10 protein-coding genes and 3 pseudogenes are annotated in these 15,554 nt (G+C 33.3%); 8 read left to right on the top strand and 5 right to left on the bottom strand.

The features are described 5' to 3' along the window. Nucleotides 1-12: 12 nt before the first annotated feature. Nucleotides 13-1,371, top strand: coding sequence for an ankyrin repeat domain-containing protein (locus ACFELW_RS00820; RefSeq protein ID WP_375330147.1), 1,359 nt, complete (start codon nt 13-15; stop codon nt 1,369-1,371). A 269-nt stretch (nt 1,372-1,640) separates the two neighbouring features. On the opposite strand, the gene fabG is transcribed toward ACFELW_RS00820, so the two are convergent. The 5 genes from fabG to mnmE form a co-directional block, all read right to left on the bottom strand. Further along, nucleotides 1,641-2,366: a 3-oxoacyl-ACP reductase FabG gene (gene fabG, locus ACFELW_RS00825; RefSeq protein ID WP_094648950.1), complete on the bottom strand. Its 726-nt coding sequence runs from the start codon at nt 2,364-2,366 to the stop codon at nt 1,641-1,643. A 65-nt stretch (nt 2,367-2,431) separates the two neighbouring features. Beyond that, nucleotides 2,432-3,466 (bottom strand): recombinase RecA, encoded by a 1,035-nt coding sequence (gene recA / locus ACFELW_RS00830; RefSeq protein ID WP_375330148.1) that lies wholly within the window; start codon nt 3,464-3,466, stop codon nt 2,432-2,434. Between the two features lie 315 nt (nt 3,467-3,781). Then, nucleotides 3,782-4,201 carry an RNA polymerase-binding protein DksA gene (dksA, locus tag ACFELW_RS00835; RefSeq protein WP_094649386.1) on the bottom strand — a complete coding sequence of 140 codons (420 nt, stop codon included), beginning with the start codon at nt 4,199-4,201 and terminating at the stop codon, nt 3,782-3,784. 64 nt (nt 4,202-4,265) lie between these two features. Next, on the bottom strand, nt 4,266-5,210 hold the full coding sequence (locus tag ACFELW_RS00840; protein WP_094649387.1) for a tyrosine recombinase XerC: 945 nt from the start codon (nt 5,208-5,210) through the stop codon (nt 4,266-4,268). Between the two features lie 3 nt (nt 5,211-5,213). Beyond that, a complete protein-coding gene (mnmE, locus tag ACFELW_RS00845) occupies nt 5,214-6,572 on the bottom strand; it encodes a tRNA uridine-5-carboxymethylaminomethyl(34) synthesis GTPase MnmE (RefSeq protein ID WP_375330149.1) in 1,359 nt (452 codons plus the stop codon). A gap of 446 nt (nt 6,573-7,018) precedes the next feature. On the opposite strand from mnmE, the pseudogene ACFELW_RS00850 reads away from it, so the two are divergent. The 7 genes and pseudogenes from ACFELW_RS00850 to ACFELW_RS00885 all read left to right on the top strand — a co-directional run. Next, nucleotides 7,019-7,558: pseudogene (locus tag ACFELW_RS00850) on the top strand (glutamate dehydrogenase); the annotation flags it as partial. Nucleotides 7,559-7,870: 312 nt separating this feature from the next. Then, nucleotides 7,871-9,442 (top strand): annotated as a pseudogene (locus ACFELW_RS00855) (palindromic element RPE1 domain-containing protein); the annotation flags it as partial. Nucleotides 9,443-9,589: 147 nt separating this feature from the next. After that, nucleotides 9,590-12,109 (top strand): annotated as a pseudogene (locus ACFELW_RS00865) (NAD-glutamate dehydrogenase domain-containing protein); the annotation flags it as partial. A gap of 6 nt (nt 12,110-12,115) precedes the next feature. After that, a complete protein-coding gene (locus ACFELW_RS00870; protein WP_375330150.1) occupies nt 12,116-12,469 on the top strand; it encodes a helix-turn-helix domain-containing protein in 354 nt (117 codons plus the stop codon). Next, a complete protein-coding gene (locus tag ACFELW_RS00875) occupies nt 12,466-12,675 on the top strand; it encodes a hypothetical protein (protein ID WP_094649411.1) in 210 nt (69 codons plus the stop codon). Before ACFELW_RS00870 ends, ACFELW_RS00875 begins: the two co-directional genes overlap by 4 nt. A gap of 5 nt (nt 12,676-12,680) precedes the next feature. Then, the gene (locus tag ACFELW_RS00880) at nt 12,681-12,998 is read left to right on the top strand and encodes a cell division protein ZapA (protein ID WP_094649410.1); all 318 of its coding nucleotides are present in this window, start codon (nt 12,681-12,683) and stop codon (nt 12,996-12,998) included. 239 nt (nt 12,999-13,237) lie between these two features. Further along, the gene (locus tag ACFELW_RS00885) at nt 13,238-15,463 is read left to right on the top strand and encodes a DNA translocase FtsK (RefSeq protein ID WP_375330151.1); all 2,226 of its coding nucleotides are present in this window, start codon (nt 13,238-13,240) and stop codon (nt 15,461-15,463) included. Nucleotides 15,464-15,554 lie beyond the last annotated feature (91 nt).

Here is a 15,554-nt window from a genome sequence, read left to right on the forward strand (position 1 = left end):
AGAATATCAAATATGTCAAAAAGCACTTACAACTCAGTTACCCAAAAAGCAATATTTGCTGCGATACAATCAGTTAATCTACCAGCGATAAAACATTTATTGTCTAACAATGACATTGATTTAACAGTACAAACTACTACTGAGTTGAATATTCCTGGAATAGAAAAAATGGACTATACACATCTTACGCCTTTCTCTGCACTATGTGTATTGTATAAATACTGTCCAGGTAAGCATAGAGAAATATTAGATGCGTTTGATCAAATGTTTAATATTTTCTCAAAGTCAAATAAATATACCAACCCTGTAGATTCACAGGGTTGCACAGAATTTATGTGGGCTGTGTCGACAGGAAACCTTGATTTGATTAAAAAATCTTACGAGCTTATAAAGCAATGTGCTAATTACAACGTTAATCAGCAGGATAAAAGTGGTCGTACAGCTCTACATATGGCTGTGCAAAATAAGGTAGAAAAAGAAATTATTAAATATTTAATTAACGATGTAGGGGTAACAGTAGACTTACCGGATTGTCAAGAAAGGACTGCTTTATTTTACGCTACATCAGTAGACGATTTATCGGCACGAGGTAATAACCCGCAGGTGTATCTAAAGCTAGCAAATATACCTCTAACTCATGAGTTGTTAGAGGATGGTGCTAGTCCTAATATACCATACCATGGAAAATATTTGCTATCAATGCTATGTGAGTATATATGGCGATTAAAAATCTATATAAAGTCTACTGATACTAAGGAACAGCTAAAATATGGGGCAGACATTAAAGGCTGTATCCCTATAGTAGAAAATCTAATAGACAAAATAATACACAGCGAAAAGTTTGATCATACTGCTAAAGATGCTGATACTGGCTTTACAGCTGTACACTGGCTATGTGAGTTAGGTGAGAAAGGTCCTGCTCTTTTACAAAAGTTACAAAACCTTGGGGCTGATATAAATCAGGGTGATGTTAGCGGACGTTCTACGCTAAATTGGTATTCTGATTATAACGTTCTTTCAATAGTAAAAAAACTGTTAGAGCTTAATAAAGCAAATGTAAATACACAAGCTCTTAATGGTGAAACTGCAGCACATGCTTTGTTTTTCAATGCAAGTAAGATTAATTCTGCTAAAGCAAAATTACCAACATTAGAACTTTTGTTAAATCACAACAACAAACCTCCTTATGATCCAACTTTGACTATGCAAGGTTTTACTGCTAAAGGTTTGTTACAGTTAATAATAACCCAGCATGGTGATAATGAAGACCTAAATAACTGTAGCAAATTATTAGATGAGTATAAGGAGTGGTATGATGAGACAGGTGTAAAACTATTAGAGGAGTGCATAATGAGCAAGCTGCAATATTAGGGGCAGAATTGGCTAGTTTTAATCTCTATGAATAAATTAGGACTCTATCGCTCATCTATAGCTAACTCTACATAACATACGCCAAATTCGTAGACGTTTTTAGTAAAGAGTACACAAAAACCTAGACCCTCTATTAGCGAGGAACCATTTTTGGTGGCATTGATGCAATCCAAAAAAACGATTAAAATGGATTGATACGTCAGTGCTTAAGCCTCCTCACTAATAGACAGCACGATGGATGTTTTTCGGCACTAATTCAGGTTAATTGACTATACCAGCACCAATCCACCATTAACATGGATAGTTTGACCAGTGATATAAGAAGCTTTGTCACTTGCTAAAAAAGCTACTACATTTGCAACATCTTCAGGGTTTCCCAAAGTTTTTAGAGGAATTTTTTGCATTATCGCTTCTTTTTGAGTTTCATTTAATTTATCGGTCATATTTGATTTAATAAAACCAGGAGCAACTGCATTAACTGTGATCCCTCTACTTGCCACCTCAAGGGCTAGAGACTTTGTCATACCTATCATCCCAGCTTTGGAAGCACAATAATTTGCTTGCCCTGGATTACCAGAAACTGCAACCACAGAGGCTATATTAATTATTCTCCCATAACGAGTTTTCATCATTTTTTTTATCGCTTCACGATTTAGAATAAAACTAGCTTTTAAGTTTATATTTATAACTTGCTCAAATATCTCATCGGACATTCTTATTGCTAGCATATCGTTAGTGATTCCAGCATTACAAACTAAAATATCTATTTGTTCAAGATTAGCTACCAAGTTATTACATTCCTCGCTATTGGCTAAATTGCATGGTGCTATCGTATAATTATTTTTTAAGTTATTACCCAATTCTTGTAGTTTTTCTTGGTTACTACCACTAATTATTACATGGCTACCAAGAGAGTGTAATAGCTTAGCAATGCTACCACCAATTGCTCCAGATGCTCCAGTAATTAGAGATTTTTTATCAGTTAAGTTTATCATTTTAGCTCCAATTTGTAGTTATTTAAGTATATTAGTTAACCAGAATAGCACTTAGCAGATATTTGTTATTCATCCTCTTCCATAATTACTGTTTCACTATCAAAGCTAATATTATGAGAAGATTTTTGACGAATTAGCTGTTCTATTTCACAGCAGATAGCAAGGTGTTCTTTCAGGTAATGTTTAACATTTTCTCTACCTTGTCCTATACGAATGTCTTTATAGGAAAACCAAGAACCAGACTTTTCTATTATTTCCAATTTAACACCAAGGTCTATTATCTCGCTTTCTTTAGAAATACCACTACCATACATTATATCAAATTCTGCAGTTTTGAATGGTGGTGAGACTTTATTCTTAACAACCTTGACCTTAGTTTGACTACCTACTACTTCATCTTTATCCTTGATTGATGAGATTCTTCTGATATCTAGCCTTACTGAGGCATAAAATTTTAAAGCATTGCCACCTGTGGTAGTTTCTGGACTGCCAAACATGACGCCTATTTTCATTCTAATTTGATTAATGAAAATAATTACACAATTAGTTCTGGAAATTGATGCGGTGAGTTTCCTAAGTGCTTGGCTCATTAATCTAGCTTGTAACCCCATATGGGAGTCACCCATTTCTCCTTCAATTTCTGCTTTAGGCACAAGGGCAGCAACACTATCAACAACGACCATATCAATAGCTCCAGAGCGTACTAGAGTATCAGTTATTTCAAGAGCCTGTTCACCAGTATCTGGTTGAGAAATAATAAGCTCGTCAATATTTACTCCTAATTTTTTGGCATATGCTGGGTCTAAAGCATGTTCTGCGTCAATAAAAGCACAAGTGCCACCTTTCTTCTGTGCTTCAGCAATTACATGTAAAGTTAAGGTAGTTTTTCCCGAACTCTCTGGTCCAAAAATTTCAATAATCCTTCCCTTAGGGAGACCGCCTATACCAAGTGCTAGGTCAAGTCCTAGCGATCCTGTTGGTATTGCCTCAACGTCTACAGCTCGACGTTGCCCAAGTTTCATAACCGAACCTTTGCCATAACTTTTTTCAATTTGGCTAAGTGCAGCAAGTAGTGCTTTTTCTTTGTCTATAACATTCATTTTTAGAATCTGCTAAATAAAATCAAGTTAAATTTATAAAGTAACATACGAGAGAAATCCAGTAAAATAATATCACGACGATTTACAAACCACAACTAAAAATAGAAATATAACCATTCCTTATTTCTTTATATTTTCTTCTTATAGCTAATCCTTGTTGTCATTGCGAGGAGCCGCTTTGCGGCGATCCAAAAAATGACCATGAATGAATGCTTCTTGGCTTAAGTTTTCTTACTAATAGACGTCTTGTACTTTAACTTATAAATTTATCTGACAATGTAATAATAAAGTAACATATAATGGGAGAGAAAATCACTATAAATCTATATGCTGTTTTTCATAGCTTTCATGTCGCTCTTGCGATTCAATACACAAAGTTGCAACGGGTCTTGCTTCTAAACGTTTTAAACCAATTGGTTCTCCAGTTTCTTCGCAATAGCCATATTCATTTTTTTCTATCCTTACCAAAGCCTCTTCTATTTTATCAATAAGCTTACGATACCTGTCTCTTGTTCGTAACTCTAGTGCCGTATCCGTTTCAATTGATGCCCGATCATTAAAATCTGGTTCATTCCAATTTTCTTCCTTGAGATGGTTTAAGGTTTCTCGCGATTCTTCCAACAAAGAACGTTTCCACTCAAGAAGTTTTTGTCTAAAATATTCTAACTGTTTAGGGTTCATATATTCTTCGTCGTTAGAAGGCTTATATCCTTCCAGTAAGGTAATTCTAGACATATAGGTTTCTCAATATTAAAAGTATGGATAATATAACGTATAACTAAAAATTATGGCAAGAAGATTATAATATTTTGCTATCAGATTTTGATATTGGGTGGGCATTATTATAAATATTCTCCAAATGTTTTAGACTAACCTTAGTATAACGCTGGGTAGTTGATAAGCTTTTATGCCCAAGTAATTCCTGAATAGACCTTAATTCTGCTCCATTTTCAAGTAAGTGTGTCGCAAAACTATGCCTAAAGGAATGAGCTGATAAATGTTCCGGTAAACCATAGAAGCGACGTAATCGTATTAATTCACGATTAAACACTGGAGCTTGTAATTTTTTACCCAACTTACCTAGAAATATTGGATCTTTTTCACCGATACTATAAGGTAATTTATTTAAATATTGTTCTATAAAATCTTTAGCTATTGGCGTCCATGGTATTATCCTCTCCTTTTTACCCTTTCCTGTTATTTTTATAAACTCTAAGTCTTGTAGATGAGATTTAGTTATCGATAATGCCTCAGATATTCTAAGCCCAGCAGCATAAATAAGCACCAATAGGGCTTTATTTCTCCATTCTACCCATTCTAAATCAGTAAAATTATCAATATGTTCAATAGATAATTGAGCGTCATCCTGCGATAAAGATTTAGGTAATATTTTAGCTTTCTTAGGACTTTTGATGGAAAAAATGGCATGGCAAGTAATATTAGTGGTCTTTTCTAGATATTTATAAAAATTCTTGATCGCCGACAAGCCTCTAGAATTAGAAGCTGCTAGGTAATTATCTTGCTGCCTTTTAGAAAGCCAGCTCCGTACTAGCCTTATATCAACTTGCCTTAGAGAATTAATGGTTATGATTTCCGAGTTATAATGATTTAGGAAATTTAGAAAATTTTCTAAATCATTTTTATAAGAAATTATCGTATGTTCCGAACAATTTCTTTGTAATTTCAGATATTTTTGCCATTTATCTATCAACTCTAATATTTCTTGTTGTTTTTTTTGAATCATCGATTATTTACCTATACAAAAATTACTAAATATTTCTCCTAACACTTCTTCAACGCTAATCTTACCAGTAACATTACTCAAACTTCTAATAGCCATTCTAACATCTTCTGTAGCTAACACTAAGTCATTTTCGCCATTAAAATTCTCATTATTGAATTTTTTTAAATATTCTAAGGCTTTTTCTATAAATGCTCGTTGACGTTGTCTAGTAATATGCGGGGTTTCGGTTAAACCAGCTATATTATGAGCAATATTTTCAATTTCCTTTAACAGACTATCCATCCCAATATTATCTTTTATAGAAATCTTTAAATAATTTTTCTTTAATTTATTGATACACATATCTATTTGACACTTATCATCTAGCAGATCAATTTTATTGATCAATATTATTGTATTGTCATCAATTAAATTATCCAATGAGGGTGAGTTGCTTAATTTTACCGCATCAAGCATAACTATTTTGATATCAGCCATTCTTGCTGATTCAATTGCCCGTTTGATGCCTTCTAATTCTATTAAATCATTACTATCCCTTATGCCAGCTGTATCTTGTAATATAATTGGATATCCTCCAATATCTAGATGTCCCTCAATTATGTCACGAGTTGTTCCCTCAATATTTGAAACAATGGCAACATCTCTTTGCATCAAAAAATTAAGTAAGCTAGATTTACCAACATTAGGAGCTCCTAAAATGGTTAATTTAATGCCTGTTCGAAGTAATTCCCCCCGTCTATTATCGTCAAGATGTTTTATTATAGCATATTTAAGTTCACCACTAAGAGTCATAACCCTATTTAATATTTCTTGCGGAATATCTTCATCGGGGAAATCAATATAAGCTTCCAGTAAACCAATAATAGTCAGTAAAGTTTGTCTCCACCCATTATAAAGTGTTTCGAGTTCTCCTCCAACTTGCTTAACCGCCTGCCTATGTTGCCAAACAGTTTCAGCTTCAATTAAATCGGCAATACCTTCTGCCGCAGTTAAATCAAATTTACCATTTAAAAAAGCCCTACGGGTAAATTCCCCAGGCTCTGCCATTCTTAAACCTTCGATGGTTAACAATGTTTCAGTTAGCATAGCAGCAATTGCTATACTGCCATGAGTATATATTTCTACTACATCTTCTCCAGTAAAGCTAGCTGGAGCTTGGAAGTATGCTACAACTGCTTCATCAATTAATTCTTGATTCTTAGGGTTGATAAGTTTTTTACAGTACATGACTCTAGGAATAAACGTGGCATTATCATTTTTAATTAGGTGTTTTAATGCAACCAAGCTGTTAGATCCAGAAATACGAAAGACTGCAACACCAGCTTTTCCTGGTTTAGAGCTTTGAGCAAAAATAGTTTCCATGATGGTGCGAGCCTCTTGCTAAGTAATTTATTTTAATTATAATACATTAAATAGCTTAGTCTGGGATAAGAATTATGCTAATCTAAATAAGTTTTTGAGAATACAGGTGTTATTGTGAAGAGAACGAGGCGATCTATAAATTGTCATTCCAGTGTAGGAAGTTATCCCTGCGTAAGCAGGGGTCTAGATTCCCGCCTACGCGGGAATGACAAGGTAAAAACGTCATTGCGAGGAGACCGTAGGTCGACGAAGCAATCCAGAAAAGCGATAGAGATGGATTGCCACGCCACCTACGGTGGCTCGCTAATAGACGACTTTTCTACTTTATTTTCTTAAACTAACGCCTATGCGACCACACAGTGGTCTCGCTAATAGGCGGAGTAATATTAATGGGGTTAGCTATATAATGCTTAATCTTTGAAACAATAATAAAGTTTGGTAACAATATGACAATAGAAAAAGTTACAATAAATAAGGCTGCAGAGAGAGTGTCTTTATCTTTAAGTAGACTTACTTGTCAAGTGCCTAATTATAAATCAGAAATTTTATCATTAAGTAAGGTAAAAAATGGAGAGCCACTTTTTAATAAATTTATACAAAAATTTTTAGTTTATATTCCTGTAGATTATAGGTTTAGAGATAGACAAGAATTATTTGGCGAGTTTGCTTATAGTGCTTTTCAGTTCTTTAAAGAAAAGCAACCTAGTAAAAGGAAATTGCAGATTGTCAGTACGGTAATTGAAAATAATCCTGCTATTAATATTTTGTTATTGAACGAAAATAAATCATTCATAGTTGATTCGATTATTTGTTTGTTAACAACTCTCAACTTGAAAGCTAAATTTTTACTTCATCCTGTTATAGCTTGCGTAAGAAACAATGATGGTCATTTACAAGAAATATTGGATGTAAAGCAAGATAGTGACGAATCTTTAGTACATATAACTATTTTAGGGAATTTTGATCAGAGCGATATCAATTCTTTAGAAAATTCTCTGAATAAAACTTTAGATCAGGTCGATACTATTCATAATGTGTGGTCTAAATTATTGAACAGAGTAACAACGATTTCAAATGAGATTCAAAATAATCAACAATTACACAATAACTATTTAGATTATAATGAGTCTATAGATTTCTTAAATTGGCTAAAAGATGATAATTTTACTTTTTTAGGTATGATTAACTTTGATCTAATTTCCAAAGATTTTTCCTCAGAGGAAGGTGTCCAGAAAATATGGCAAGGACAAGATACTAAAAATGAAGTTATTGATATTATTGAACGCTCAGCAAGCCCATTACATAACAATAAATTAGTCATTTTAGGTAAAATTAATACCCTATCAAGTGTACATAGAAATAACTTAGTAGATTATATTTTAATCAAGAAGATCGATCAGGATAAAAAGTATCTTTCAGGTAGCATAATTTTTGGTTTATATAGTTCTGCAATATATTACCAGCTAATTACTGATATTCCTATATTAAGACAAAAGCTACAATTCGTTCTAGATAAATCTGCCTTTCCGACTGATGGATATAATACCAAAAAGCTTAAAAGTATAGTTCAATCTCTACCGAAAGAAGCTTTGATACAGATTGATGAAGGTGATCTATACTGTATGTGCTTACATGTACTTTCAGGTATGATGAGTAGAAAACTCAAATTATTTATTCAACAAGATTGGTCTGGTTCTTTTATTAATATCATAATATTCTTATCAAGAGATCGTTTAACACCAGAAGTACATAGTGCCATAAATTGTTATTTATCCGATACACTTAATGGGATAATATTATCAGATTATATGGCAGAAGTGGCAGAAAATTTTTCATATTTATTTGTTACGTTAGAGGTGCAGAATAAAAATAGCCTTAATTTTGAAGTTGAAATAATAGAGCAAGAATTAGATAAACTTTCCACTCGTTGGAGTGAAGATTTTTATCATAAATTATGTAAAAATTTTGGTGAATATCAGGGAGGAGTAAATTTTAAACTTTTTGATCCAATTTTTCCTATTGATTATAGAGAGAAATTTAATGGGCAAACAACTTTAATAGATATTGAGTATCTAAAAGAGGCAAGTATTTATCACAAGCCTATATTTAATTTAATTACTATAAATAATAGTGAATTCCGGCTAAAAATTTACAGTCCTGCTCCCAAATTAGCTCTTTCCGACCTACTACCATCTATAGAAAATTTGGGATTCAAGGCTATAGATGAACAAAGCTTTGCTATAAAAGGAACAGAAGATATTAGACTTCCTGCAAAAGTCGCTTATGCTGAGGGATTTGAAGGAGACTTGGCACGCAGAACCGCAGCGTACTTAAAGGTACGTGAGGATTCGAGTACCGACTCGACGTACAAATCACCAGCAGAAGTAGAGTTTTGCGGGAAGTCTATTAAAGAGAGTTGGATATATGAGTTCACTCTCGAACCATTAATAACTATTGAAGGCAATATTGATTTGCTTAAAGCCAATGTAGAAGAGGCTTTAGATAAAATATCTCTCGGACTTTTAGATAATGATTCTTTAAGTAAATTAATAGTGTTATCAGGATTTAATTGGTGGCAAGTTAAGTTAGTCAAAGCATTAACTAGATATTTACATCAAACAGGCTTTATCTATGGTAAGGGTTATGTTCAACTGACCTTAATAAAGCATTTTCTATATACTAAAATGCTAGTTGATTTGTTTGATGCTAAATTTAATCCGGCAAACTTTTCAGATGAACGTACAAAAACTATAAAAGACAGTATCCTTAGCTATCTTAATAAAATCACTAGTAGCAGTGAGGATAAGGTTTTAAGGCATATGTTTGGTACTATTGAAGCTATTGTTAGAACTAATTGCTATCAATCTAGTTCTATAGTCAATTCAGGAGAATTTGGGGCTAGGAGCGATGGAGCGACGCCTATAAGTAATAGGCGAGCGACGAGCGACAACGTCCCCAACTTCTCATCAATTGACTATAATTTACAGAATGGAGATAACAAACATAATATAGTCTGTAAAAATTATTTTTCTTTTAAATTTGATTCAAAAAAAGTTCCTAATTTACCTTTGCCAGTGCCATTTGCTGAAATATTTGTTTATGCTAATGATTTTGAAGCTATTCATTTACGAGGTGGCAAAGTATCTCGTGGTGGTATTAGATGGTCTGATAGAGGAGAGGATTATAGAATAGAAGTATTAGGGCTAATGAAAGCACAAAGTACCAAAAATTCGGTCATTGTGCCTTTTGACGGCTCAAAAGGTGGGTTTTTCGTTAATTTCACTGATGATAATATGACTCGTCAAGAATATATGGCAAGAGTTATAGAATGTTATAAGAATTTTCTCCGTGGTTTACTTGATATCACTGATAATATAGTTAATGGCAAAATTGTCCAACCACAAAACACTATTATCTATGATCAGGAAGATCCATATTTAGTAGTTGCAGCAGATAAAGGTACAGCAACGTTCTCAGATCATGCGAATAGTATATCTGCTGAATATAATTTTTGGTTAGGTGATGCTTTTGCTTCCGGGGGATCAGCCGGTTATGACCATAAGAAAATGGCTATTACTTCAAAAGGAGCGTGGATTTCTGTAGCAAGTCATTTCTATGCTATGGGTCTTGATATACAAAAGGATCCTATTACTGTTGTTGGTATTGGTGATATGTCTGGAGACGTCTTTGGTAATGCTATGCTTAGGTCTAATGCAATAAAACTTGTTGCGGCATTTAATCATAAACATATATTTATTGATCCACAACCCGATCCGATTATTAGTTTTAATGAACGTATGAGATTGTTTGAGTTACCTGCATCAAATTGGTCTGACTATAATCAACAGTTAATTTCAAAAGGTGGCGGGGTTTTTGAACGAAGTAGTAAATCTATTTTGTTATCGGCAGAAGCTAAATCATTGCTAAAGATAGATGTTGACCAACTAACCCCAGAACAGCTGATTAGAGCTATTTTACAAGCAGAAGTTGATTTGATATGGAATGGTGGTATAGGAACCTATATAAAAGCTTCGACAGAAAGTCACCTAGATATAGGTGATAAGGCAAATGATAATCTGAGAGTCAATGGTAAAGATATTAGAGCTAAAGTAATAGGGGAAGGTGGAAATATTGGCGTATCGCAACAAGGTAGAATAGAATATAGCAAGCTCGGTGGACAGATAAATACTGATTTTATTGATAATTCAGCTGGTGTTGATTGTTCAGATCATGAAGTAAATATAAAAATCGCTCTTAATCAAGCTATGGTTTCTAAAAAAATCAGTTTAGAAGAACGTAATAAACTACTGTTTGCTATGACCAAACAAGTTGAAGAGTTGGTATTAGTTGATAATTATAAGCAGAATCAAGCGATTAATATCATGCAATTATCTCGTATTTCGACTATCGAAATATTTAGCCAATTTATTGATACTTTAGAAGAAGAAAAATTAATTGATCGAACTGTTGAGTTCCTACCAACTAGGGAAGAGTTAAATAGAAGGGCTCTTAATAATGAAAGTATAACTCGTCCTGAGCTTTGTGTATTACTTTCTTATAGTAAACGCTCAGCCTATCATGATTTAATAACAGCAACATTCTCAAAAGATAAATATTTTGAGTCTTATCTGATTAATTACTTTCCAGCATTAATGCAAGAGAAATTTCGTGAAGAAATTTTATCTCATCCACTTAAGCATGAAATTATTCGAACCGTTGTAACAAATAAAATTATTAATCAGTTAGGTGGTCCATCACTTAATCTTATAAAACGTGACACTGGTGCTGCTCTTTGTGATATAGTTCGTTCATATACCATTATTTGTGAAATTTTTGATTTAGATAATTTATGGACTATAGTGGAATCTCTAAATGCTATAGAATATAAAGTTAAAATTGACATGTTTACTGAACTTGCTAAAATTATGCGTAGAGGCATCTCCTGGTTTTTAAAGCATATAAAACATCCTATCAATATTAGCGATACCATTGATGAATTTTATCAACCATCTAGAATGCTTAGCAAAGTGGTGAGTAAATTTCTCTTAGGAGAAGCTAAAAATAAATTCGATGATAAAGTTAAGCAATATGTTTTGTTGGGAGTGAAAGACGAGATAGCTCAAAGGGTCGCAACTCTCGATAGCTTAGTGTCAGTTTTTGACATAATCTATATTGCCAAAAGAACCCAGGCTACAAATAATGATGTTGCTAGTTTATATTTTGCTACTGGTAGCAAATTTAGTATTGATTGGCTTCGTAAATCTTGTGATAAACAGCTAAATGATTCTTATTGGAATAGATTATCAACGCAATCATTAAAAGATGACTTGTATGATAAACAAAGACAATTATTAACTAAAATAATTAACAAATCCAAAGTAAATATTGATTTAGATTTATGGATTGATAATAATATAGATTCTGCGTCTATTTTCCTAGATTTTGTCAAAGCAATTAGATTGCAGGAAAATATTGACTTAAATATTTTAATTTTAGCAAATAAGAAGTTTGAAACCTTCTTGCGTAAACTTGAGTAGCGTGTTATGTCGTCATCCCTAAAACAAGCAAGAATAGAGTCTGGCAAAACTCTTGAAGAGATATCTGATTATTTGAAAATTAGAAAGCAATATTTAGAAGCTCTTGAAGAAGGAGACCTAAATTCAATGCCAGCGGAAGTTTATGTGAAAGGTTATCTTAAGTTATATTCAAATTATTTAGGGATAGTTTTGGATACAGGTGAGGAAGATGAGCAGGAACCCCCTAAAGATATTGATTTCAAAAATAGGGCTGGTTCAATGGTATCTGATTATAAATGGAAAAAACAGCTCATTATAATTTCTATTTTAACATTAATAATAATTCCAATAATTTTTCACTTAATATTACCATATGAATGACAATAAATACTGATTTGTTACTTAAATTAATGCAAGAAGTGGATCAAGGGATTGAAGGTCTTTTGTCGGATATTGCAGAACAGCATCAAGAAATTAATAGACTGAAAGATGAAAATAAATATCTCAAGGATAATTATACAAAAATACTTGAGCAAATAGCTGTATATATTGCTGAACTGGAAGAAATAAAACATAAAAACACATAATATAGATGTCTATAGTAACAATAATACTAGGTAGCAAAACTTTCCAACTGGCATGTAGTGACGGATCGGAAGAAGAATTGTGCAATCTTGCAGCCAAGTTAAATGAAAATATTACCCAGATAAAAAAGGCTAGCCCATCAGCATCATTTGAACTATTATTAGTTATGTCCGCCTTAAGTTTACAGGAACAAGTACAAAATTTGACTAATAAAATTGCTAAAATCGATGGTGATAAAATACCTTGTGAAGAAGAAAAATTTGCAGAAACATTAAGTACTATAGCAGGATATTTAGAAGAACTTGCACGAAAGATTGGAAAGTGATATTATCGTAAAATACTTGGAATATTTACTTAAAAAACACTTTTTAAAACAGAAGAGTGTAATAGACGAGCTACTTGGTTCGTGAGCTTAACGTATTGCCCTGGGACTATAATTTTTACTATTAGGAAACATTCCTGTCTGAGTCTATTATGCAGATATATGGATTCCATTTATATATACTAGGTTCTTTGAGGATCTTAGGCAACGACCAAAGTGGTTCATTTTTTTAGGCAATTTTTGTGTTATACTACATCAACAGGATTCTTACTAATAATAGAGTGCGGTCTGCTCTATTAATGTTGGTAGGCTGCTTTACTACTTTATTACTAGTAACTTATAATCCAGACGATCCTTCCTTTAATTCTGTGACAGCCAAATATCCAAGTAATTTATTAGGTTATTTTGGTTGTTATTTGGCAGATATTTTTTACCAATTTTTTGGTATAGCGTCGTTTATTTTACCCATTTGTTGCTTTTTTTGGTCTTTGAGTGTGTGGCGTTTAGAGAAAAAATGGGTTACCATCCGGATAATGGTGATGCTGCTTTCAATTATATCATTATCGATAGTCTGCACTAAGATAAAAATTGATTATTTACCGGCTGGTGCCGGCGGAACAGTCGGTACTATTATTTACCCACTAGTCAAACAATTAGATGCTAGAGCCGATTATGCTTTAATTATTGTCACGTTTATTTTATTATTTTTACTGGCAGAAATAAAATTTTCAGCTTTTTGGAATGCTATAATTAAATCACTCAAACTAATACCTTATAAAAAAATTATATCCTTACCTACAACATCAACAAATAGCAACTCAACTAAACCAGTTTTGATAAAAAGGGCTCCTTTTGTTAATCAAGAAGAAGCTTCATATGCTGACAAAATGGATGTATCTTTGGGGAAAAATAATGATCCACAATCTCATTATTTAAAGAAACAATCTGCATCAAGAAAAGAAAATAACCAATTACCAGACTTACCACCTATCGAATTATTAAAACAAGCTGATAGCCAAAATATAAAAGTGGAAACTTCATCAGAATTACAACATAATGCCCAAATATTGTTGACTGTTCTTAATGATTTTGGTGTTAAAGGTCAGGTCATTAATATTAATCAAGGTCCGGTTGTCACCTTATATGAATTTGAACCAGCTGCCGGTACTAAATCTTCTAGGATTATAGGTTTATCAGACGATATTGCCAGATCATTATCTGCAATATCAACTAGAATAGCTGTAATACCGGGTAGAAACGTCTTAGGTATTGAATTACCAAATAAACAACGAGCTTTCTTTTGTCTAAGAGAATTAATTGAAACACCAGAATATCAAGATAATAGCATTATGCTACCATTGATTTTAGGTAAGGATTTAGCTGGCAAGCCTTTTGTTGCAGACTTAGCAAAAATGCCCCATTTATTAGTTGCAGGTACGACTGGTTCAGGTAAATCAGTGGCAATTAATGCGATGATAATTTCCCTACTTTACCGTTATACCCCAGAAGAATGTCGGTTAATAATGATCGATCCTAAAATGCTTGAATTATCAACCTATGATGGCATACCACATCTTCTAACCCCAGTGGTTACCGAACCAAACAAAGCGGTAGTAGCCCTTAAATGGGCAGTAAAAGAGATGGAAAATCGTTATAGAGCAATGTCAAATATTGGGGTAAGAAATATAGCTGGTTATAATGCTAAAATTTTGGAAGCTGCGTCAAGCGGTAAAATATTAGAGCGTTCTATCCAAACAGGATTTGATTCAGAAACCGGCAAGCCTATTTATGAAACAATTGAAATGAATATGGAGAAATTACCGTTCATTGTAGTAATTGTTGATGAAATGGCTGATTTGATGCTGGTAGCTGGCAAGGATATCGAATTATCGATACAACGTCTTGCTCAAATGGCAAGAGCTGCAGGTATTCATATTATCATGGCAACCCAAAGACCTTCTGTTGATGTTATTACTGGGGTAATTAAAGCTAATTTTCCAAGTCGTATCAGTTTTAAAGTAACTTCTAAGATTGATAGTAGAACTATTCTTGGTGAACAAGGCTCTGAACAGTTACTCGGTATGGGAGACATGCTTTATATGGGTAATTCGTCAAAGATTACCAGGGTTCATGGTCCATTTGTTGATGATAAAGAGGTAGAGAAAGTAACCGAATATTTAAGAGCAACAGGAACTCCTGAGTATCTTTCAGCAGTGACCCAACAACTAGATGATGATGAAGTAAATGTTGAAAGTTCTGGAGATGATTCAACTAGTGACGAGACTCTATATAAAAGAGCGGTACAAATAGTACAATTAGAACGAAAAGTATCAATTAGCTATATACAAAGATGTTTACGAATTGGTTATAATCGAGCTGCTACTCTTGTGGAGAAAATGGAACAAAATGGGGTAATATCCCCTCCTAACCACACTGGTAAAAGAGAAATATTATTGCCAGAAAGTTAGTGAGTGTTCACGGTTTTTTTGCTATTTTCTTATGATGAATAAAAAATCTGCTCGCCAAACGTCTATTAGCGAGAAGCTGCTTTGCAGCGAC

Source organism: Candidatus Tisiphia endosymbiont of Nemotelus uliginosus, assembly GCF_964264755.1.
Lineage (GTDB): Bacteria > Pseudomonadota > Alphaproteobacteria > Rickettsiales > Rickettsiaceae > Tisiphia.

Excerpts from the sequence above, each read along its gene's own strand:
- ACFELW_RS00840 (WP_094649387.1), bottom strand. The coding sequence starts at position 5,210 with ATGATTCAAAAAAAACAACAAGAAATATTAGAGTTGATAGATAAATGG.
- ACFELW_RS00875 (WP_094649411.1), top strand. The coding sequence starts at position 12,466 with ATGACAATAAATACTGATTTGTTACTTAAATTAATGCAAGAAGTGGAT.
- ACFELW_RS00820 (WP_375330147.1), top strand. The coding sequence starts at position 13 with ATGTCAAAAAGCACTTACAACTCAGTTACCCAAAAAGCAATATTTGCT.
- ACFELW_RS00870 (WP_375330150.1), top strand. The coding sequence starts at position 12,116 with ATGTCGTCATCCCTAAAACAAGCAAGAATAGAGTCTGGCAAAACTCTT.
- mnmE (WP_375330149.1), bottom strand. The coding sequence starts at position 6,572 with ATGGAAACTATTTTTGCTCAAAGCTCTAAACCAGGAAAAGCTGGTGTT.
- dksA (WP_094649386.1), bottom strand. The coding sequence starts at position 4,201 with ATGTCTAGAATTACCTTACTGGAAGGATATAAGCCTTCTAACGACGAA.
- ACFELW_RS00880 (WP_094649410.1), top strand. The coding sequence starts at position 12,681 with ATGTCTATAGTAACAATAATACTAGGTAGCAAAACTTTCCAACTGGCA.
- fabG (WP_094648950.1), bottom strand. The coding sequence starts at position 2,366 with ATGATAAACTTAACTGATAAAAAATCTCTAATTACTGGAGCATCTGGA.
- recA (WP_375330148.1), bottom strand. The coding sequence starts at position 3,466 with ATGAATGTTATAGACAAAGAAAAAGCACTACTTGCTGCACTTAGCCAA.